General features: G+C 66.7%; 16 protein-coding genes. 8 read left to right on the plus strand and 8 right to left on the minus strand.

All coding sequences use genetic code 11. From position 1 onward, the window contains the following. Window positions 1-85: 85 nt before the first annotated feature. Together P24_RS09020 and P24_RS09025 are read right to left on the minus strand one after the other, a co-directional pair. Window positions 86-895 (minus strand): cobalamin B12-binding domain-containing protein, encoded by an 810-nt coding sequence (locus P24_RS09020; RefSeq protein WP_008944402.1) that lies wholly within the window; start codon window positions 893-895, stop codon window positions 86-88. Window positions 896-1170: 275 nt separating this feature from the next. Continuing rightward, a complete protein-coding gene (locus P24_RS09025) occupies window positions 1171-3054 on the minus strand; it encodes a 1-deoxy-D-xylulose-5-phosphate synthase (protein ID WP_051013115.1) in 1884 nt (627 codons plus the stop codon). 438 nt (window positions 3055-3492) lie between these two features. Here P24_RS09025 and P24_RS09030 point away from each other — a divergent pair, with 438 nt between their 5' ends. After that, window positions 3493-3942, plus strand: coding sequence for a TspO/MBR family protein (locus P24_RS09030; RefSeq protein ID WP_008944404.1), 450 nt, complete (start codon window positions 3493-3495; stop codon window positions 3940-3942). Here P24_RS09030 and P24_RS09035 read toward each other — a convergent pair. From P24_RS09035 to P24_RS09060, 6 genes are all read right to left on the minus strand, one after another. Next, window positions 3909-4202 carry a hypothetical protein gene (locus tag P24_RS09035; protein ID WP_008944405.1) on the minus strand — a complete coding sequence of 98 codons (294 nt, stop codon included), beginning with the start codon at window positions 4200-4202 and terminating at the stop codon, window positions 3909-3911. The genes P24_RS09030 and P24_RS09035 overlap by 34 nt on opposite strands. Next, window positions 4199-5410 (minus strand): geranylgeranyl diphosphate reductase, encoded by a 1212-nt coding sequence (locus tag P24_RS09040; protein WP_008944406.1) that lies wholly within the window; start codon window positions 5408-5410, stop codon window positions 4199-4201. The genes P24_RS09035 and P24_RS09040 overlap by 4 nt, the downstream gene beginning before the upstream one ends. Before the next feature lie 33 nt (window positions 5411-5443). Next, complete coding sequence (locus P24_RS09045) at window positions 5444-6805, minus strand: BCD family MFS transporter (protein ID WP_008944407.1); 1362 nt, start codon at window positions 6803-6805, stop codon at window positions 5444-5446. 21 nt (window positions 6806-6826) lie between these two features. Next, entirely contained in the window at window positions 6827-7750 is a 924-nt protein-coding gene (gene chlG / locus P24_RS09050) for a chlorophyll synthase ChlG (protein ID WP_083859651.1), read from the minus strand. An 85-nt stretch (window positions 7751-7835) separates the two neighbouring features. Further along, window positions 7836-9197: a transcriptional regulator PpsR gene (gene ppsR, locus P24_RS09055; protein ID WP_008944409.1), complete on the minus strand. Its 1362-nt coding sequence runs from the start codon at window positions 9195-9197 to the stop codon at window positions 7836-7838. Between the two features lie 80 nt (window positions 9198-9277). Continuing rightward, window positions 9278-10258, minus strand: coding sequence for a cobalamin-binding protein (locus P24_RS09060; protein WP_008944410.1), 981 nt, complete (start codon window positions 10256-10258; stop codon window positions 9278-9280). A 246-nt stretch (window positions 10259-10504) separates the two neighbouring features. Here P24_RS09060 and bchF point away from each other — a divergent pair, with 246 nt between their 5' ends. Genes bchF through P24_RS09095 form a run of 7 tightly spaced genes read left to right on the plus strand, consistent with a single transcriptional unit; the run spans window position 10505 to window position 20783 of the window. Continuing rightward, window positions 10505-11029, plus strand: a complete 525-nt coding sequence (bchF, locus tag P24_RS09065; RefSeq protein WP_008944411.1) for a 2-vinyl bacteriochlorophyllide hydratase — start codon at window positions 10505-10507, stop codon at window positions 11027-11029. Continuing rightward, window positions 11026-12357: a ferredoxin:protochlorophyllide reductase (ATP-dependent) subunit N gene (locus P24_RS09070; protein ID WP_008944412.1), complete on the plus strand. Its 1332-nt coding sequence runs from the start codon at window positions 11026-11028 to the stop codon at window positions 12355-12357. Before bchF ends, P24_RS09070 begins: the two co-directional genes overlap by 4 nt. Beyond that, window positions 12354-13925 (plus strand): ferredoxin:protochlorophyllide reductase (ATP-dependent) subunit B, encoded by a 1572-nt coding sequence (gene bchB / locus P24_RS09075; protein WP_008944413.1) that lies wholly within the window; start codon window positions 12354-12356, stop codon window positions 13923-13925. The genes P24_RS09070 and bchB overlap by 4 nt, the downstream gene beginning before the upstream one ends. Beyond that, window positions 13897-17682 (plus strand): magnesium chelatase subunit H, encoded by a 3786-nt coding sequence (locus P24_RS09080; protein ID WP_008944414.1) that lies wholly within the window; start codon window positions 13897-13899, stop codon window positions 17680-17682. The genes bchB and P24_RS09080 overlap by 29 nt, the downstream gene beginning before the upstream one ends. After that, window positions 17679-18608: a ferredoxin:protochlorophyllide reductase (ATP-dependent) iron-sulfur ATP-binding protein gene (gene bchL, locus P24_RS09085; RefSeq protein ID WP_008944415.1), complete on the plus strand. Its 930-nt coding sequence runs from the start codon at window positions 17679-17681 to the stop codon at window positions 18606-18608. Before P24_RS09080 ends, bchL begins: the two co-directional genes overlap by 4 nt. A 13-nt stretch (window positions 18609-18621) precedes the next feature. Continuing rightward, complete coding sequence (gene bchM, locus P24_RS09090) at window positions 18622-19344, plus strand: magnesium protoporphyrin IX methyltransferase (protein ID WP_008944416.1); 723 nt, start codon at window positions 18622-18624, stop codon at window positions 19342-19344. Then, entirely contained in the window at window positions 19344-20783 is a 1440-nt protein-coding gene (locus tag P24_RS09095; protein WP_008944417.1) for a BCD family MFS transporter, read from the plus strand. The genes bchM and P24_RS09095 overlap by 1 nt, the downstream gene beginning before the upstream one ends. The last annotated feature ends 19 nt before the right edge of the window (window positions 20784-20802 follow it).

Raw genomic sequence — 20802 nt, forward strand, 5'->3', positions numbered from 1 at the left:
TCTGCATCCAATATGGGGTAGGTACGCCCGCCTGCCAAAGCACGCATCACGGTTATTTGAAGATCGGCCCGTTCAGGCCCCGGTTTTATGCCCGGATGCTGTCGGCGTAGCTGACGACCTGCAGCGCCGACTGCGCCACGATATCCGCCCCGATGCGGTTGAAGGCGTCGGGGTTGGCCAGCACCGCCGGGCCGCCGACGGCGATCTTCAGCCGCCTGGGGCTGGGGGTGGCGTGGATGCGCCGGATCGTCCGGGTGCATTCCTCCACCTGGTCCACCTGCCCGACGGAAATACCCAGCAGGTGATAGGGCGTGTTGGACAGGCGCTTGTGGATGGTGTCGTCCAGCTCCGTATCCACGCCGCCATCGACCACCCAGCCCATCTCGCGGAAGCAGCTCGCCACGATTGCCACGCCGATGGTGTGGGCGGCCTTGCCGGTGCGCGCCAGCAGCACCCGGCGGACGGGGCGGTCGTCCTGCGACTGCGTGCGCTGGATGGACAGGTGCGAGAGGTGGTTGATGATCATGGAGAGCCGGGTGGAGGCCACCGCGACCAGCATGAAATCGATCTCGTCGTCGCACCATTGGTCGCCAAGCCGCGCCGCGACCGGCGAGAACAGGTGGATCGCCAGGGTCTGCATCGGCACGCCGCTGGCCTGCAGCTCCTCGATCATCGCCCGGTGCGCGCGCGGGTCGATGTCGATCAGCGCTTCCTTGAGGGCGTTGCGATAGGAAATGGCCTTGTCCGTGCCCGGCAGCTGGCTGGCCACCGGATCATGCTCGGGGTGCAGCCTTGGGTCGAAGCCAAGCCCGCACACGCCGGCCTCGGCGTCAGCGCCGGCATCGGCCTGCGGCGGCTCCGCCTGAGGAATCTCCGGATGGCCGGCTCCGACCATGCGCGAAACCGATTTCCGGATGGCGTTTTCGAGAACCCCGTGGTCCCTGGCGCTCAAATGTTCAGCGCCGTGAAATCTGCCAGTCTGACCAGTATCCGAGTCTATCGGCTGGTTCGAGGACTGGTTATCCGCACCTGATGGCCGGCCTGAATTGTCATTGGCCATTTCCCCCTCCCGTTATTCGGTCCAGGTGGTCTGGCGCCTCCTTGGTTAAGCGTATCCTAACGCTCTGTCGGCACCGAAAGCAATGCACCTTGGGACCCGGTCTTCTGTCACTACTCCGCTACCTGAACCCGTCTGACATGCCGGCCGTTCAACTGGCGTGCTGCCAGGGGCACCACGCTTCTGGCGGCCAGCACATCCCGCACAAGTAGGGCGATGTGGTGCGCGCTCAACCCGGCGTCTTCGTACATTTCCTCCGGTGAGGCCTGCGCGATGAACCGGTCGGGCAAGGTCATGGTGCGCAGCGCGCAACGGGAACCCAGATGCCCGTCCAGCAGCCCCCGCCCGGCGAGATGACTGAGCACGAGCGCCGCGAAACCGCCGCTCGCTCCTTCCTCTATGGTCACCAGCAGCTCATGGGTCTCGTACAGCTCTTCCAGCAGCCCGGTATCCAACGGCTTGGCGAAGCGCGCATCCGCTACCGTCACCGGAATACCGTGCGTGGCCAGCATCTGCCGGGCCATCAGGCATTCGCCCAGCCGGCCACCGAAGGACAGCAGCGCCACCGTGCCGCCAGCCGCCACCACGCGGCCCTTGCCGATGGGCAGCGGTACGCCGGTCTCGGGCATGGCCACGCCGGTGCCTTCGCCACGGGGATAGCGGAAGGCAATCGGTCCGCTGTCATGCGCAGCGGCTGTCGCCACCATGTTCACCAGCTCCGCCTCGTCGCTGGCCGCCATGACGGTGAAGCCGGGCAGGTTCGCCAGGTAACCCACATCGAAGGCGCCGGCATGGGTCGGGCCGTCGGCGCCGACCAGCCCGGCGCGGTCAATGGCGAAGCGGACCGGCAGCCCCTGCAGGGCGACATCATGGACGATCTGGTCGTAGCCGCGCTGCAGGAAGGTGGAATAGATCGCGCAGAACGGCTTCATGCCGCCGGCCGCCAGCCCGGCGGCGAAGGTCACGGCGTGCTGTTCGGCGATGCCGACATCGAAGGCGCGGTCGGGGAAGTGCCGGCGGAAGATATCGACGCCAGTGCCGGCCTCCATCGCGGCGGTGATGGCGATGATGCGGCTGTCCTTCTCCGCCTCCTTCACCAGCGCGCCGGCGAATACCTTTGTGTAGCTGGGCGCCGCGGCGGCGGCCTTCGCCTGCTGCCCGGTTTCGACATCGAACTTGGCCACGCCATGATATTTGTCCGCCGAGGTTTCGGCGGCATCGTAGCCCGCCCCCTTGCGGGTGATTGCATGCAGCAGCACCGGGCCTGTGGCCTCCTCCCTGAGGGACCGCAGCTTTTCCAGCAATCCGGGCAGGTCATGACCATCCACCGGCCCGTGATAGGCAAAGCCCATCTGCGCGAAGAAGCTGCGCTCTTCGCCGGGCCGCGCGCCGAGTTCTGCCAGATAGGTCGCGAACGCCCCGGTGGACGGGCTGATCGACATGGCGTTGTCGTTCAGGATGACGAAGATGCGCTTGCCCAGCGCGCCGGCATTGTTGATCGCCTCGAAAGCCATGCCGGCCGACATGGCGCCATCGCCAATGACGCAGACCACATCGCCCGGATCGCCGCCCAGCTCCCGCGCCATGGCGAAGCCAAGGCCGGCGGAGATGGAGGTGGAGGAATGCGCGGCCCCGAAGGGATCGTAGGGGCTTTCGGCGCGCCGGGTGAAGCCGGAGGGACCATCTTTCTTGCGCAGGCCCAGCATGCGCTCGCGGCGTCCGGTCAGAATCTTGTGCGGGTAGCACTGATGGCTGACATCCCAGATCAGCTTGTCGTGCGGCGTGTCGAAAATCGCGTGGATTGCCAGCGTCAGCTCGATGACGCCAAGGCTGGAACCGAGGTGCCCGCCGGTCCTGGAGACGATGCGGATCGTCTCGGCCCGCAATTCGCCGGCAAGCCGGACCAGTTTCTCGGAGTCCATTGTCCGGAGGTCTTTGGGACCGGTCACGCCATCGAGCAGCGGCGTGGCGGTTACCGGTGCTGAAATCAAGCCCATCGCATGTCCTCCCGGCAATGGACCGTCCATTTTAGTTGACGCCTGTCTGGCGCCTTTTCCATTGCGCAGTCCGGTTGTCACCGGTGGGCCTGTCGTCTCGACTTGGTCGTCTCGACCGGGCCTGCCGGCTTCTCACCGCGACCGGGGAAGCTTCTTTCTCCGGTGACCGAACGCCTTGATGCTGAATGAAATCCGCTTTTCAGAAAGGGTGAGCGGCGTATCCCCCAGCACCGGGCGGTGTCGGCCGTCGCAACGTGGACGGTATTATGCTTCCATATTCAGCGAGACTTAATGAACTGTAAACTTTTTTTTACACACGCGGTCTGGCTTCCGGCATTTCTGTTTCTTGGTAATCCCGTTCCGACAACCTATGTTGACAGCAGACACAAGGGGCAGGGCCGGTTCCCGGATAGGATTGCCCCGGAAAGGCGAAACCGTTTGATCTCCGCAATCGCGTTCATTCTCATCGTGGTCGCCACCGCCTCCAGCGGCGCCATCTTCAAGCCCGGCCCCTGGTACGAGACCCTGCGAAAGCCCGCCTGGACCCCGCCGAAATGGGCGTTCCCGGTGGTCTGGACGATCCTCTACATGATGATCGCCTATGCCGGCTGGATCGTCTGGCAGCAGGTCGGATGGTCTGCGGCGATGCTGGCCTGGGGCGTGCAGATCCTGGCCAATGCCGCCTGGTCCTGGCTGTTCTTCGGGCGCCGGCGCATGGATCTGGCGCTGGCCGATATCGGTGTGCTGTGGCTGTCGGTTGCCGCCTTCATCGTGTTGGCCTGGCCGATTTCGACGCTGGCCGCGCTGCTGTTCCTGCCTTATCTCGTCTGGGTCAGCACGGCGGGCGCGCTGAACTATTCGGTGCTGCGGCTGAATTCCGCCCGCTGACCGGCCAGCCTCTGCAACACATCCAGAGCATGGGCCAGCAGGGAGAGGGCCAGCAGCCCGACGATCCAGACCGCGCCGCCATCCCGCAGCGCTACTCCCAGCGCCAGCAGCAGGCAGGTGCCGGAGGTGGCGTTCGGTGCGAGTGCCCGCAAGCGGTCCAGCGGCCCTGGTGCAAGCGCGCTGAGCAGTGCGGTTTCGGCCCACAGGATCACCACGGCAACCGGCGGCAGCCAGCCGAGCCAGTCGGCGAGCAGCGTCATTTCTGCGCCGCCGGGATGCCGAGCAGCTGGGCGAGGTCCTTGAAGAAGATGCGGATATGGGCGAGCGGATCGCGCCGCGTCAGCTTCTTGTCGAGATAGGATTCCCAGGTCAGGCGCTGGATGTCCGGATCGGCGCACATGGTCACGAATTTCTCGCGCAGCCGGTCGTTGCGGTACCAGACACTCTGCATGATGCCGAGGATCAGGAAGACCCGGCCATGCTCGCGCATAAAGCGGCGGCGGACCTGCTTCAGCGGGGCGGCCTGCCCGCTTGCCAGGCAATCGACGACGGCATCCGCCGCAAGCTGTCCGCACAGCATGGCGTAATAGATGCCCTCACCGGAGGAGGGCGCCACGGTCCCCGCCGCATCGCCGATCAGCAGGATGTTGCGGCCATTGTCCCAGCGCCGCATCGCTTTCAGCGGCAGCGGCGCCCCCTCGCGTCGGACGGTGCGGCAGCCTTCCAGACCCGAGGCGCGGCGCAGCGCGGCAGTCGCCTGCCGCAGATCGTGGCCCTTTACCGCCGTGCCGGTACCGACCGAGCTGTAGGGCCCGTGCGGAAACACCCAGCCATAGAAATCCGGCGAAATACGTCCGTCATAGACGACATCGCAGCGCGCAGGATGGAAGCCCGCTGGTGTCTCACTAACCGGAGTCTCGACGATCTCGTGATAGGCGAAGACATAGCGCGGCTTTTTGGCGGCGGGGAAGGCCAGCCGGCGCACGGCGGAATTGGCGCCATCAGCGCCGATCACCAGCCGCGCCCGCAAGATCAGGTCGAGGTCCGTCGCGCCGGGTGAAGAACGCGACGGCCTGACCACCACCGCCATGCAGCCATCCGCCTCCTCGGCCAGCCCGATCAGCCTGCCCGTCACCGGCTCCGCCCCGGCCCGTGCGGCGCGGGCACGCAGCCAGGGGTCGAAGGTCGCACGGTCCACCATGCCGACAAAGCCACGGTCGCCGATCTGCATGTCCACGCTGCGGCCGGAAGGCGCGATGATGCGCGCGCCATGGGCGCGGGACACCAGCTGGCTTTCGGGAATGCTGAAATCCTTTAACGCGCGGGAGGGGATGGCCCCACCGCAGGGCTTGATCCGGTCCGCCGGATCGACCAGCGCGACGCGATAGCCCGCCCGTGCCAGCTGTTCTGCGGCGGTGGCGCCGCTCGGCCCGCCGCCGATCACCGCGACATCATAGAGAGTTTCCATCGTGAACCTCCTGGCGGCTTTAGCCGCCCCCTGTCATTCGGCCGCTATAGGGCCGGGGATATAGCTTTCTGGCTCCGGCGCAGCGCGGCGTGACGATCCGATGCGCAGCGCCAGCAAGGTCGAGAGCAGGAACAAAGCGGCCTCGCCGCCGAACACCAGCGCGAAGGCTGTCGAATCGAGGCCGGTCGCCCAGCGGCCCAGGTCGAAGGCGATCGTGCCGAGCAGCCCGCCCAGCCCGAAGGCGATGGCCTGCGCCGCGCCCCAGACGCCCATCCGCATGCCGGCGTTCTTTTTCGATCCCTGGCCGGCAAGCTGCATCATCGTGCCGATGGCGGCGACCGCGAAGGCGCCGTTCATCAGGCCGAGCAGGAAGATGTTGGCCTGCAGTGGCCAGACCGGCGCATGCGAGGCGGACAGCGCCAGCGCCGCCAGCGCCAGACCCGAGCCGGCGCAGCCCCAGACGATGAAATGCCGGGCGATGGCCGGGTTGCGGCGACCGTAAAGCCAGCCGGAAATGCCGACAATGGCCATGCCCAGCAGCATGCCGGCATGCTGGGTGCCTGACAGCCGGGTGGATTGCCCCGGCGTCATGCCGAACATCAGCCCGGCGAAGGGCTCCAGGATCAGATCCTGCGTCGAATAGGCCAGCATCGACAGGAAGACGAACAGGGTGAATATCCGGGCCTGCCGGTCCTGCCAGACATCGGCCAGGCTGTCGCGGAAGCTGGCCGCCGCCGGGCGCTGCGAAGCCTCGGGCAGGGCCGGCCGGCGCTCTACACCCCGAACCGCGAGGCAGGCGATGGCAAAGGCAACCGCCCCGGTCGCCGCCGTCACCACGATCAGGCGCAGGTGGGAATAGGGTTCCAGCAGGAAGCCGGTGATGATGGAGGTCACGACGATGCCGGCGATCATCATCATCCAGGTGATGGTCGCCGCCGTCGCCCGCCGCTCCGGCGCGGTGCGTGTCGCCAGCAGGGCCAGCAGCGAGGTGCCGCTGGCGCCGATACCGACGCCGATCAGCACATAGGCCGGGATCGCCACCAGCAGGCCCAGCGCCTGGCTGTGCGCGAAGGCGAGCGGGGACGCTGCCGCCATGGTGCCCGACAGGCCCAGCAGGGCCAGCCCGCCCAGAATCCAGCGCTGCCGCGAGCCGCCCGTGTCGGAACGGTGGCCCCAGACTGGCCGGGAAATCTGCACGGCATAATGGATGCCGACCAGCAGGCCGGGAATCACCGCCGCCAGCCCCAGCTCGACGATCAGCACCCGGTTCAGCGTGGAGTTGGTGAGCACGACGATGGCGCCCAGCGCCGCCTGCACCAGCCCCAGCCGGACGATATCCAGCCAGCCGAGTCCGGCGCTGCCCGGGGGATGTTGGCGGAAGAGGGAAGTACGCATGGTCTCACGCCCTCAGTAAAATTAAACGGGCATCGCCAGTCCGCGCAGCCCGAAGGCCGCGACCATCATGCCGGTGACATACAGGCCAACGCCGGCAGCCGAATAGAGAACGGCACGACTGACCGGATCGCGCAGGAACCACACCATCAGCAGCAATTGCGCCGCGACCAGTGCCTCGATGAGGATGGCATGACCGTCCAGCCCGGCCATGTGCAGCATGACGATCACGCCGGCCTGGGCCAGGGCGATCACCGCGCAGGCGATCAGCGCGGCCATACCCGCACCATAGCGCGCCGGCAGGCTGCGGATGCCCATCTCGCGGTCGCCGCGGATCGACTTGAAATCATTCAGCGTCAGGATTCCATGGGCGCCCAGCCCGTAGAGCAGGGCGATGCCGGCCATGGTCCAGGAGGGCGGATGGCCCAGCACGGCGACGGCGGCGGTCAGCCAGGGCAGCGTCTCGTAGCTGAAGCCGACCAGCCCGTTGCCGACCCAGCCATTCTGCTTGAAGCGGAAGGGCGGGGCGCTGTAGGCCCAGGCGAAGGCCAGGCCGAACAGCGCGGCGGTGAACACCCAGGGGCCAAGCAGCAGCGCCACGACGGCGGAAATGCCGGACATGGCGATGGCGATATAGAGCCCCCAGCTGCCCGGCATGCGGCCCGACGGGATCACCCGCTCAGGTTCGTTGATCGCATCGACATGGCGGTCGAACCAGTCATTCACCGCCTGGCTGGTGCCGCAGATCAGCGGGCCGGCCAGCAGGATGCCCAGCGCGACCAGATACCAGCGCTCGCCTATCGGTGCCCCGGCGGCAACGGCCCCGCAGACATAGGCCCACATCGGCGGAAACCAGGTGATCGGCTTCAGCAATGCCAGCACGGCACCCGGCGTCGGTCCCCTGACGGGTGACGGACGGGTATCGGTCTGTGGGCGGGCGATTTCCATGAGGCGATGCTAAGCTTCGCCCCTTCGGAGTGTCAATTTTAATTTACAGTTTTGAGGAGGCAGTCGTGTTGACAGCAGCGCCCTGTCAGGAGGCGGAGGCAGGCCGGTAATCCTCCAGCCCATGCCGGCGTAGCTTGATGTAGAGGCTCTGCCGCGACAGACCGAGGATTTCGGCGGCGCCGGCGCGGTTGTTGTTGGTCTGGTCGAGCGCCGCCTCGATGCAGATCTTCTCGATCACATCCAGAGATTCACGGATCAGCTCCTTCAGCGGCACCTTGCCAACCAGGCTGGCAAAACCCTCGGCCTGATCGACGGAGCGCGGCGGCGGCAGGGCGATGCGCTCATTGCTGAGGACCTGCGGGATCACCAGGATCTGCACCGTGCCGGTATCCGGGTTCTGCCGCGCCGAGATTGAGACCTGCCGGTCGCCTGACAGATTGTCGGTCAGCACGGAGGAGAAGCCGCGCACCACGACCTCGTCCACCAGCCGCGAGAAGAGGACGTGGATATCGATGGCGGCCTTGGTGAACCAGGAACCGATATGCCGGCCGATCACCTGGCTGAGCGATGGCGCATGGACGAAGTCGAGGAACAAAGTGTTCGCCGCCTGAATCTGGCCGTCTGCGTCGGTCTGCACCGCAGCCTCGGGCACGCCGGACAGGTCGATGGCGTGACCGACTGCTGGCTCGGCGCCACGCTGCAGGCGGATTTCCTGCGCGCCGGAGGAGGGCCACAGCGAGACGAAGAGGTTGGTGACACCATTTTCGCGGTAGGAGCGCAGGCTGAGCGACATCTCCTCGCCCTTGGCGCTCAGAATACTGTCGATCAGCACGGGGCTGGCGCTGTGGCGGGCCTCGCTGATCGCGTCGGTCAGCCGCTCGCGCTCCTGCCTGCCGAAGAAATCACGCATCGGCTTGCCGGTCAGGCTGCCCTTTCCGGCGCCCAGCAGCGTCAGGGCGGCGGCGTTGGCGTCCAGCACCGACTTGCGGTCGCCATCCAGCATCAGATGGGCGACGGCGGACAGCTTGAAGGCGGTGCGGTAGCGCGCTTCCGCTTCCTGCAGCGCGCGGTAATCCGCCTCCATCGCCATCTGGGTCTCGACCAGGCGCTGCTGGTCGAGCGATTGCTGCCGCAGGTCGCGGCCGATGACCAGCGTGAAAGGCAGCCAGTCGGCCCGGTGGGCGGAATAGACCACCGGCAGGTCGGGCCTGCCGTCAACGCGGTGATTGACCTGATAGCCGCGCGCCGGCCGGTTCTTCGTATCCGGTGCCAGCATCGCCTCGACTTTGGGCACTGACTCGATGGTCACGCAATCGGCCAGGCGCTTGCCGGCGAAGCCGGTCACGCCCCACTCGTCCAGCCTGGGATCGGAAATGCGGATGCTCGATATGATTCCCTTGTCATCGACGAACATGACGATGTCCGCGCCGAGAGAGATCAGGGACACCAGGGCATCCGGGTCAAGCTTCTTCAGGAGGCCGCCATCGACCCCTTGAATTTCGCTCCCAGGATGACCGTTGGGGGGTGTCATGGGCTGAGCCAATCTATGCCGCTTGAGCTTACAATTGCAGTCCTGCCGGTATCCGTCTTTCCGGCAGGAGGGGTGCCTGGTGCACAAGCCTGTTGATTAAGTTCTTCTAGATCATAAAAGCTTTTACAAATCCTGGCAGCTGAATAGACGCTGTCACAGACGCAGTCAATCCCTATTTCTACAAGAAAATCAACGGATTTCAAGGCGGCTGCGCCACCGACCACCAGGGGGAGTCTGCGGCCAGCGCTAAGCCTCCTGATCTGGCTGACGAGGTGCTGGAATTCACCGGCCAGCCGCTCATTGCTCCAGCCAATGCAGACGACATCCGCGCGCGCCACGGTGGCGGCCAGCATGGCGGCATTTTTCGGGCCTGGATCGACCACGGTCCGCGACCAGCCCAGCGTGTCGAACAGCAGGCCCAGCAGATGGGTTGTCAGCGTGTGCTGCTCGCCCTGGGGCGTCATCAGGGCGGCGAAAGGCCTGATCGTGGTGCCAACCGGATTCCGGGTCTCCATGGCAAAGGTCTGGATCAGGTCCTGCAGGCGGGCCGTTCCGATGGTGACATCGATGAAGTCGCAGCTGTCCCCGACCCATCGTTCGCCGAGCTGGCGGGCGGCGGCTTCGATGAACAGCGCCTTCATATAGTCGGGCCGGCCTGCCGGCAGCTTATGCTCGATAAAGGATTTGAGAACAGCCGCCCGCGTGCCCGGCGCCAGAATGAGGTCTTGAAACTGGGCGAGGGGCTTCCGGTAAAGACGGTCGTGTTCCAGACCCAGGTCATACATTGCCGCAAGGTTCCCGGCCATCATGGGCGCCACCGTCCCTTGCAGAATGCGGCGGAGTTTCTCTCTTTCACCCGGTTTTAAGTAAGCGTTCCCGGCTTCACATGCAATAGCGCGCATATGCCAGGCAGCGATATCCGCCGGTCCTGCGAAGGCCGGTTCGAATTCGGCCAAAGCTGTGTCGGTTCTGTCCATCGTCACGGCGCCTCATCCCTCGGGGAGTGGAGTGCCGGCGGGTTTGGGGCTCTTGTGGCGATTTTCATCGCGCCGCGCTTTGCGCCGACAAGCCCGTACACCATGCGCCTAGTTGGCGCGCATGTAAACAATCTTATACGTCAAAGAAAGTTGACACTTCTGAAATCCGGGGTTTACTCTTTCCCAGTCCGGTTCGCCCTTCGTCAGGTACGGCAGGGCGGGCACGGCAGGGAAGGAAGCCTACAGATGGCCCAGATCGAAAAAACGGCCGCTTACAAGGCGCTTTACACGGATGAGGAGCGGCAGCGGCGCGACCGCAGCGTCTGGACATTGGTTCAGGGGGTGCTGGCACCCGTCCAGTTTCTGGCCTTCCTGATCAGCCTGGCCCTCATCCTGCGCTATCTGGCGACCGGCGACGGCCTGGTCGCCGCGCAGGTCTCCATCGTCGTGAAGACGCTGACGCTGTACGCGATCATGGTCACCGGCTCGATCTGGGAGAAGGAGGTGTTCGGCCGATACCTCTTCGCCCGGCCCTTCTTCTGGGAAGATGTCTTTTCCATGCTGGTGCTGGCGCTGCACACCGCCTATCTGCTGTGCCTGTATCTGGATGCGCTGGGCCCGGCCGGGCAGATGGTCCTGGCGCTCACCGCCTATGCCACCTACGTCGTGAATGCCGGGCAGTTCCTGTGGAAGCTGCGCATGGCGCGGCTGGAGCGCCCCGCTCAGGCTGGTTCCGTGCCGGCCGGGTTGGCTGCGGAGCCGTCCCGATGACCGCCGTACAGAACATGCCGTCACGCGATCCCGGGCAGGATGCGGCCTGCCGTTCCGGGCAGCTGATCCGCGAGCGCGGCCAGCACGAGGTGTTCTGCGGCCTGACCTCCATCATGTGGCTGCACCGCAAGATGCAGGACGCCTTCTTCCTGGTGGTCGGCTCCCGCACCTGCGCGCATCTGATCCAGTCCGCCGCCGGCGTGATGATCTTCTCCGAGCCGCGCTTCGCCACGGCGATCATGGAGGAACGCGACCTTGCCGGCATGGCGGACATGCATGACGAACTCGACCGGGTGGTCGAGGAACTGCTGCAGCGCCGGCCCGACATCCGCATGCTGGTGCTGGTCGGTTCCTGCCCGTCCGAGGTCATCAAGCTGGACCTGTCGCGTGCGGCGGAACGGCTAAACCGGCGCCTGGCGCCGCGTCACCGTGTGCTCAGCTATTCGGGCAGCGGCATCGAGACCACCTTCACCCAGGGTGAGGATAATTTCCTGGCGGCGCTGGTGGCTGACAGTGGCGCACAGCCGACGCAGGCGCCGCCGGCCTCCCTGATTATCGCGGGCTGCCTGGCCGATGTCGTGGAGGACCAGTTTGGCCGTCTGTTCCGCGATCTCGGCATCGCCGATGTCGCCTTCCTGCCGTCGCGGTCCAGCGAGGCCCTGCCGGCCATCGGCCCGGACACCCGCTATATCCTGGCCCAGCCCTATCTGGGCGCCACGGCGGCGGCGCTGGAAGCGCGCGGCGCGAAGCGGATCGATGCGCTGTTCCCGCTGGGCGAGGAGGGCACGACGGCCTGGCTGAAGGCCATCGCCGACAGTTTCGGTGTGGCGCCGGCACTGTTCAACCGCATCACGGAAGCGCCGCGCCAGCGGGCGCTGAGTGCCATGGCGCATTACCGCCCCTGGCTGGAAGGCCGGAAAATCTTCCTGTTCCCCGATTCGCAGCTGGAAGTGCCGCTGGCGCGCTTCCTGTACCGCGAGGCCGGCGCGCGGATCGTCGAGGCCGGCAGCCCCTACCTGCACCGCGAGCATCTGGCGGGCGAACTGGCGCTGCTGCCGGACGATGCCGCCCTGTCCGAGGGGCAGGATGTGGACCGTCAGATCGACCGCTGCCTCGCCGCCGATCCCGACCTCATCGTCTGTGGCATGGGGCTGGCCAACCCGTTCGAGGCCGAGGGGCATGTGACCAAATGGTCCATCGAATTCGCCTTCACCCCGATCCAGGGCTATGAGCAGGCTGGCGACTTGGCGGAGCTGTTCGCGCGGCCGCTGATGCGCGACGTCATCCTCTCCGGCACGCGGCGTCCGGCGCCGGGAGGTGCCGCATGAAGCTGTCCATGTGGACCTATGAGGGGCCGCCACATGTCGGCGCCATGCGCATCGCCGCCTCGATGAAGGGCGTTCATTACGTGCTGCACGCGCCGCAGGGCGACACCTATGCCGATTTGCTGTTCACCATGATCGAGCGCCGGCCCTCGCGCCCGCCGGTGACCTACACCACCTTCCAGGCGCGCGATCTGGCCGGTTCCACGGCGGACATCTTCAAGACGGCCTGCCGCGAGGCGGTCGAGCGCTACCGGCCCGACACTTTGCTGGTGGGTGCTTCCTGCACGGCGGAGTTGCTGCAGGACGATCCGGGCGGCCTCGCGCGCACGCTGGATGTTGGCGTGCCGGTCGTGCCGCTGGAGCTGCCTTCCTACCAGAAGAAGGAACATTGGGGGGGCGCCGAGACCTTCTACCAGATCATCCGCACGCTGGCGGGCAACCGCGAGCGCCCGGCGGATATCGCGCCCAACAGCTGCAACATCCTGGGGCCGAGCGCACTGGGCTTCCGCAATCGCGACGATGTGACGGAAATCACCCGCTTGCTGGAGCGTAACGGGCTGGATGTCCGGGTCGTCGCCCCGCTGGGCGCCACGCCGGCCGATATCGCCCGGCTGCCCGAGGCCGCCTTCAACATCGTGCTCTATCCGGAGATTGCCGATACCGCCGCACGCTGGCTGAAGAAGACCTATGGCATGCCCTTCACCAGCACGGTGCCGATCGGGGTGCACGCGACGCGGCTCTTCCTGGCCGAGGTCCGCGCGCTGGCCGGACTGGCAGAGATGGATGAGGGCGATGACGGGACGGACCGGATGACCTGGTACGCCCGCTCCATCGACAGCAACTACCTCACCAACAAGCGGGTCTTCGTGTTCGGCGATGCCAGCCACGCCATCGCCGCCGCGCGGATCGCCGCGGAGGAGATGGGCTTCAAGGTCTGCGGCCTTGGCACCTACATGCGGGAATTCGCCCGCGAGGTACGCGCCGCCGCCGCCGATCTCGGCGTCGAGGCGCTGATCAGCGACGATCATCTGGAGATCGAGCGCGCGATCATCGAGGCGCGGCCCGAGCTGGTACTGGGCACGCAGATGGAGCGGCACATCGCCAAGCGGCTGCGGGTGCCGTGTGCCGTCATCTCCTCGCCCGTCCATGTGCAGGATTTCCCGGCGCGCTATTCCCCGCAGATGGGCTTCGAGGGCGCGAACGTGATCTTCGACAGCTGGGTCCATCCGCTGATGATGGGGCTGGAGGAGCATCTGCTGCAGATGTTCCGTGACGATTTCGAGTTCAACGACGATGCCCAGGCCTCGCACCTGCATGCGGTGTCCCCGTCTGCGTCCCCGTCCGCTTCGGTGGCTGCCGAGGAGGAAGAGGCAGCCCCCGTTCCGGCGCAAGGCACGGCGGAAGACGATATGGCGCTGTGGACCAGCGACGCCGAGAAGGAACTGCGGAAGGTGCCGTTCTTCGTGCGCGGCAAGGCGCGGCGCAATACCGAGCTGTTTGCCGAGAGCAAAGGCATTCACCCCATCACCGTGGAGACGCTGTATGACGCGAAAGCCCATTTCGCCCGCTGACAGCACCCCGGTCCGGGTGGTGCTGGTCACGCTGGACAATCACATGACCGCCGCCGTCGATGGCGCGCGTCACATGCTGGCGGCTGACCTGCCGGGCCTGCGGCTCAGCGTCCATGCCGCGACCGACTGGGCCGAGAATCCGGCCAGCCTGGAGCGTTGCCGCGCGGCGATCCTGGAAGGCGACATCGTCATCGTCTCGATGATCTTCGTGGAAGAGCATGTCCGCGCCATCGCCGATGTGCTGGAAGCGCGGCACCGCGAGTGCGACGCCATGGTGTGCTGCATGTCGGCGGGCACGGTTATGAAATATACATCCATGGGCCGGTTCCGCATGGGCGAGCCGCAGAAGGGCCCGCTGGCGCTGCTGAAGAAGCTGCGCGGCGGCAGTTCGCGCGGCGGGCGTGACAGCGGCAAGACGGCCGGCGAACGCCAGCTTGCCATGCTGCGCCGCCTGCCGAAGCTGCTGCGCTGCATCCCCGGCACGGCGCAGGATGTGCGCAATTACTTCCTGACCCTGCAGTACCGCATTGCCGCCTCGGACGAGAACATCGCCAACATGGTGCGTCTGCTGGTCGGCAAATATGCCAAGGATGCGCGCGCCGGGCTGCGCGGCAACGTTACCGCCGCCGACCCGGTGGAATATCCGGAGCAGGGGCTCTACCACCCCGATATCGAGCCGCGCGTGACCACCCGCCTCGCCGACCTGCCCCGGCTGGAAGAGGCTAGAGGCACCATCGGCCTGCTGCTGATGCGCACCTATATCCTGTCCGGCGATACCGGCCATTACGACGCGGTGATCCGGGCGCTGCAGGCCCGCGGCTTCCGCGTGGTGCCGATCTTCGCCAGCGGCCTCGACATGCGCGGTGCCATCGACCGCTTCTTCCTGGACGCCAGGACCGGCGCGCGGATCGACGCGCTGTGTTCGCTGACCGGCTTCTCGCTGGTCGGCGGGCCGGCCTACAGCGATGCGCCGGCCGCAGCGGAAACGCTGGCGCGGCTGGACGTTCCCTATCTTTCCGCCTTCGTGACCGAGTTCCAGTCGCGCGAAGGCTGGCAGGCCTCCTCGCAGGGGCTGACCCCCATCGAGACGACGCTGATGGTGGCGATCCCGGAGCTGGACGGCGCCACCGCCTCCATGGTCATCGGCGGTCGTTCGGATGGTGCCGGTACCGCTTCCGCCTGCATCTGTTCGCGCAAGATGGGCACCTGCCCGTCGGGCCGGGCCTGCATGCGGCCGGACGAGGAGCGCGTGGCGCTGCTGGCCGACCGCCTCGCCGCGCTGGCCGGGCTGCGCCGCAAGGACCGCGCCGAGCGCCGCATCGCCGTCACCCTGTTCAACTATCCGCCCAATGGCGGCAATGTCGGCACCGCGGCCTTCCTGTCGGTGTTCGAGAGCCTGCTGGAAACCATGCGGCGGCTGCGGGATGAGGGCTATGACGTGGAGGTGCCGGACAGCGCCGAGACGCTGCAGCGCATGATCCTGGAAGGCAATGCCGCCACCCATGGCACCGAGGTCAATGTCCATGCGGTGATCCCGGCGGACGATCATGTGCGGCAGGAACGGCATCTGGCGGAGATCGAGGCGCATTGGGGGCCGGCGCCGGGCCGGGTGCTCAGCAACGGGCGCGGCATCTTCGTGCTGGGCCGCCAGTTCGGCAAGCTGCTGGTCGGCATCCAGCCCTCGTTCGGGTACGAGGGCGATCCGATGCGGCTGCTGTATGAGGGCGGCTTCGCGCCGAACCACGCCTTTGCTGCCTATTACACCTATCTGCGCGACGGCTTCCGCGCCGATGCGGTGCTGCATTTCGGCACCCATGGCGCGCTGGAATTCATGCCGGGCAAGCAGGTCGGCATGTCGGGGCGCTGCTGGCCGGACCGGCTGCTGGGGGCGCTGCCGAATTTCTATCTCTATGCCGCCAACAACCCGTCCGAGGGCGCCATCGCCAAGCGCCGGTCGGCGGCCACGCTGATTTCCTACCTGACGCCGCCGGTCACCCAGTCCGGCCTCTATAAGGGGCTGAGCGAGCTGAAGGCGAGCCTCGACCAGTACCGTTCGCTGCAACCAGACGCGATGGCGGAACGCACGCGGCTGTTTGCATTGCTGGAGACGCAGGCGGCCGCACTCGATCTGGGCGGGCGGGAGCCGGGGCTGGCCGCGGAACTCTATGTGCAGCGGCTGGTCGCCGAAATCACCGAGCTGGAATACACGCTGATCCCGCACGGGCTGCACGTTGCCGGGCGCGGCCTCGGTGCGGAGGAGCGGGCGGAGATGCTGACCCACGCCGCCGGCACGATGCCGGAACTGGCGGAGAATCCGGCCCTGTCCGACCTGGTGCAGGTCATCGTCGCCGATGATGAGGCGCGGCTCGCGCGCTTCATGGCGGGCGTGAAGGTGAAGGCGGAAACACCGCTGGCCGAGGCCATTGGCCGGCTGGTGGCGCTGAATATCGGCCTGGCCATGAATGAGGAGCTGGACGGGATCGTCCGGGCGCTGGATGCGCGCTTCGTGCCGCCCTCGCCCTCGGGCGATGTGCTGCGCACGCCGGACCTGCTGCCGACCGGACGCAACCTGCATGGTTTCGACCCCTTCGGTATCCCCAGCGCCTTCGCGCTACAGGATGGCGCGCGGCAGGCCGCCTTGGTGCTGGAACATTACATGAAGGGCAACGCCCGGCTGCCGGAGACGGTCGCCATCGTTCTGTGGGGCACCGATAACCTCAAGACCGGCGGCGCAGCATTGGCGCAGGCGCTGGCGCTGATGGGCGCGCGGCCGCGCCATGACGCCTATAACCGGGTCTGTGGCGCCGAGCTGATCCCGCTGGAAGAGTTGAAGCGTCCGCGCATCGACACGGTCATCACCTTGTCGGGCATCTTCCGCGACCTGCTGCCGATCCAGGCCAGCATGCTGGCCGAGGCCAGCTATCTGGCGGCGATGGCGGACGAGCCGGCGGAGTGGAACTTCATCCGCAAGCATGCGCAGGCCTATTGCGCGGCGCATGGCTGCGAGACCGAGGCGGCGGCCTACCGCGTCTTCACCAATGCTGACGGTGCCTATGGCGCCAATGTGAACATGCTGATCGCCTCCTCCGCCTGGTCGGACGATGAGGAGATCGCCAGGACCTATACCGCGCGCAAGAGCTTCGCCATCGACCGCAAGGGCAAGACCAGCCATCAGGCCGAGGCGCTGGACGCGATCCTGGGCGAGGTGGACATGGCCTATCAGAACCTCGATTCGGTCGAGGTCGGCGTGACCACCATCGAGCATTATTTCGACACGCTGGGCGGGCTCAGCAAGGCGGTCTCGGCGGCCCGGGGCGGCGCCGACCTGCCGGTGCTGATCTCCGACCAGACCCAGGGCGAGGGCAAGGTCCGCTCGCTGGGTGAGCAGGTGGCGCTGGAAACCCGCACCCGCACGCTGAATCCGAAATGGTTCGAAGGCATGCTGCGGCACGGCTATGAGGGCGTGCAGCATATCGAGGCGCAGCTGACCAACACCATGGGCTGGTCGGCGACGACCGGCGGCGTCGATCCCTGGGTCTATCAGCAGATCGGCGAGACTTTCATCCTCGATGCGGCGATGCGCCGTCGCCTGTCCGACCTCAACCCGGCTGCCGCCGCACGCGTCGTCAGACGCCTGATGGAAGCGCATGAGCGCAACTACTGGCAGCCGGATCCCGAAACGCTGGAAGCCCTGCGGCAGGCCGGCGAGGAAATGGAAGACCGCCTGGAAGGGCTGGTCATGGAGGCAGCCGAATGAATTCCCACTCCCCCGTCATCACGCCCGGCCGGGCCGAGCAGATCGTCCGCAAGCTGCAGGAGCGCGCCGATGGCGATGGCAGCGTGCAGGTGCATCTCGACCCCACCCAGGAGATCGACGGCGCCAAGGTCTTCGCCGTCTATGGCAAGGGCGGCATCGGCAAATCGACCACCTCGTCGAACCTGTCGGTCGCCTTCTCCAAGCTGGGGCTGCGGGTGCTGCAGATCGGCTGCGACCCGAAGCATGATTCCACCTTCACGCTGACCAAGAGCCTGATCCCCACCGTCATCGACGTGCTGGAGACGGTGGATTTCCATACCGAGGAGCTGCGCCCGGAAGATTACATGGTCGAGGGCTATAACGGCGTGCAGTGCATCGAGGCGGGCGGCCCGCCGGCGGGCACCGGCTGCGGCGGCTATGTCGTCGGCCAGACGGTGAAGCTGCTGAAGGAACATCACCTGCTGGACGATACCGACGTCGTCGTCTTCGACGTGCTGGGTGATGTGGTGTGCGGCGGCTTTGCATCGCCGCTGCAGCATGCCGAGCGCGCGGTCATCGTGGCGGCCAACGATTTCGACTCGATCTTCGCGATGAACCGCATCGTCGCCGCGATCAAGGCGAAGGCGAAGAATTACGAGGTGCGGCTGGGCGGCGTGATCGCCAACCGATCGCGCGAGACCGACCAGATCGACCGCTACAACGAGGCCATCGGGCTGAAGCGGCTGGCGCATATTCCCGATTCCGACCTGCTGCGGCTCAGCCGGCTGAAGAAGAGCACCCTGTTCGAGATGGGCGACGCCGACGAGGTCGTGGGCATCCAGCGCGAATATATCCAGCTCGCCGAACGGCTGTGGGCCGGTACGCCGGCGCTGGAGGCGGAGCCGATGAAGGACCGCGACATCTTCAACTTCCTGGGATTCGAGTGAGGAGGGCCGCACGGTGACGCAGACCGACTACATCCGCAGGACCGGCGAGATCGAGCATTATTTCGACCGCACCGCGCTGGAGGCCTGGAAGCGCCTGACCGGCGACCAGCCGGTCAGCGGCATCCGCGCGACCGTGCGCAAGGGCCGGGAGGAGATGCGCAATACTCTGGCCAGCTGGCTGCCGCAGGACCTTACCGGCTGGCGCATCCTCGATGCCGGCTGCGGTGCCGGCATCCTGTCGCTGGAGCTGATGGAGCGCGGCGCCGATGTGGTCGGCATCGATCTGTCGGCGCAGATGATCAGCTTCGCCCGCAAGCGCGCCTTTGAGCGGCAGGCGGCATCTCCCGAGCTTTCGGCGCGGCGCGGATCGGTGCGGTTCGAGAGCGGCGATTTGCTGGACCCGCGCTTCGGTGATTTCGACGCTGTCGTCTCCATGGATGTGCTGATCCACTACGCCGCCGCCGATGCGACAGAGGTGCTGGAACGGCTGGCGGAGCCCACCAGCCGCAGCCTGATCTTCACGCTGGCGCCGGGGTCCTTCCTGCTGCGCGCGATGCTGGCGACGGGCACCCTGTTCCCGCGCCGCGACCGCTCGCCGGCCATCCATCCGGTCAATCCGGAGCGGGTGGTCGAACGGCTGACTGCCCGGCCCACCATGCAAGGCTGGTCCGCCGGTCGCAGCCACCGGGTCGCGGTCGGGTTCTACATCTCCCAGGCGATGGAGGTGACCCGATAATGAGCGTGGGCATCGTCAACCGCAGGATGATCGCATTCTGGCAGCGGCTGGGGACGCGCTTCATGCCGTTCGCCGACGCCGCGACGGTTGACGTGCCGCTCTCCAAACTGCTGCGGCTGGCGCTGTTCCAGGTTTCGGCGGGCTGCGTCCTCGTGCTGCTGACCGGCACGCTGAACCGGGTGCTGATCGTCGAGTTGGGCGTCTCCGTGGCGCTGGTCTCGGCGGCGGTCGCCATCCCCGTGCTGGTGGCGCCGATGCGGCTGTTCTTCGGCCACCGGTCGGATACCTACCGCTCCGTGCTGGGCTGGCGGCGCGTGCCCTATGTGTGGCTCGGCAGCCTGTTGCAGTTCGGAGGGCTGGCGATCATGCCCTTCGCGCTGCTGCTGTTGCAGTCGCAGACGCTGGGGCCGAGCTGGGCCGGGCCGGTGGCGGTGGCACTGGCCTTCATCCTGACCGGTTTCGGCCTGCACATGGCGCAGACGGCGGGGCTGGCGCTGGCCAGCGATCTGGTGCCAGCGGAAAAGCGTCCGCGCGTGGTGGCGCTGCTCTATTTCATGATGCTGGCCGGGATGATCGGCGCGTCGGGCGGCTACAGCCTGCTGCTGGCCGATTTCAACCCGATGCGGCTGATCCAGGTGATCCAGGGCACGGCGGTCTTCGTCATCGCGGTCAATGTGGTGGCGATCTGGAAGCAGGAAGCGCGCGATCCCCGGCGCACCGCGCTGGACCGCGTGACCCAGAGCTTTATGGAGGCGCTGCGGGAATATCGCAGCGATCCCGGCGTGATGCGGCTGCTGCTGGCGGTCGCGGTAGGATCGGCGGCCTTCAGCATGCAGGACATCCTGCTGGAACCCTATGGCGGCGAGATACTGGGGCTCGGCGTCAGCCAGACCACGCTGCTGACCGGGCTGTGGGCGGCGGGCACCATGCTGGGCTTTGCCTGGGCCGGCCACTCGCTGCAACGGGGGGCGCAGATGCACCGCGTCGCGGCGCGCGGCCTGCTGATTGGCATTGCCGCCTTCTCGGCCGTCATTCTCGCCTCGCCCTTGCAGCTGACGGCTTTGTTCTATGCCGGCGCGGCGGCCATCGGGCTGGGCGGCGGGCTGTTCGCGGTCAGCACCATGCTGGCCGCCATGTCGGTCTCCGCCACGGCGCAGAACGGCATCGTGGTCGGTGCCTGGGGTGCCGTTCAGGCGACCGCCATCGGGTTGGGCCTGATGGTTGCCGGACTGCTGAAGAACGGCGTCAACAGCCTGGCGCTGAACGGCATGCTGGGCGAGGCGATGAACACCGGCGCGGCCGGATATCTGGTCGTCTATCAGGCGGAAATCATCCTGCTTTTCGTGTGCCTGGCGATCATCGGGCCGCTGTCTGGCCGGCGCTATGTAAAGGCGCAGCAGGGCGATATGCGTTTTGGACTGGCGGAGATGCCCGGCTGAGGCCGGGCAAGACCGCCTA

The sequence above is a fragment of the Oceanibaculum indicum P24 genome (genome assembly GCF_000299935.1).
Classification (GTDB): Bacteria; Pseudomonadota; Alphaproteobacteria; order Oceanibaculales; family Oceanibaculaceae; genus Oceanibaculum; species Oceanibaculum indicum.

What these genes read in the sequence shown, in the direction of transcription:
- P24_RS09020 (WP_008944402.1), bottom strand. Translation starts at nt 895, where the DNA reads ATGGTCGGAGCCGGCCATCCGGAGATTCCTCAGGCGGAGCCGCCGCAG.
- P24_RS09025 (WP_051013115.1), bottom strand. Translation starts at nt 3,054, where the DNA reads ATGGGCTTGATTTCAGCACCGGTAACCGCCACGCCGCTGCTCGATGGC.
- P24_RS09035 (WP_008944405.1), bottom strand. Translation starts at nt 4,202, where the DNA reads ATGACGCTGCTCGCCGACTGGCTCGGCTGGCTGCCGCCGGTTGCCGTG.
- P24_RS09040 (WP_008944406.1), bottom strand. Translation starts at nt 5,410, where the DNA reads ATGGAAACTCTCTATGATGTCGCGGTGATCGGCGGCGGGCCGAGCGGC.
- P24_RS09045 (WP_008944407.1), bottom strand. Translation starts at nt 6,805, where the DNA reads ATGCGTACTTCCCTCTTCCGCCAACATCCCCCGGGCAGCGCCGGACTC.
- chlG (WP_083859651.1), bottom strand. Translation starts at nt 7,750, where the DNA reads ATGGAAATCGCCCGCCCACAGACCGATACCCGTCCGTCACCCGTCAGG.
- P24_RS09060 (WP_008944410.1), bottom strand. Translation starts at nt 10,258, where the DNA reads ATGGACAGAACCGACACAGCTTTGGCCGAATTCGAACCGGCCTTCGCA.
- bchF (WP_008944411.1), top strand. Translation starts at nt 10,505, where the DNA reads ATGGCCCAGATCGAAAAAACGGCCGCTTACAAGGCGCTTTACACGGAT.
- P24_RS09070 (WP_008944412.1), top strand. Translation starts at nt 11,026, where the DNA reads ATGACCGCCGTACAGAACATGCCGTCACGCGATCCCGGGCAGGATGCG.
- bchB (WP_008944413.1), top strand. Translation starts at nt 12,354, where the DNA reads ATGAAGCTGTCCATGTGGACCTATGAGGGGCCGCCACATGTCGGCGCC.
- P24_RS09080 (WP_008944414.1), top strand. Translation starts at nt 13,897, where the DNA reads ATGACGCGAAAGCCCATTTCGCCCGCTGACAGCACCCCGGTCCGGGTG.
- bchL (WP_008944415.1), top strand. Translation starts at nt 17,679, where the DNA reads ATGAATTCCCACTCCCCCGTCATCACGCCCGGCCGGGCCGAGCAGATC.
- P24_RS09095 (WP_008944417.1), top strand. Translation starts at nt 19,344, where the DNA reads ATGAGCGTGGGCATCGTCAACCGCAGGATGATCGCATTCTGGCAGCGG.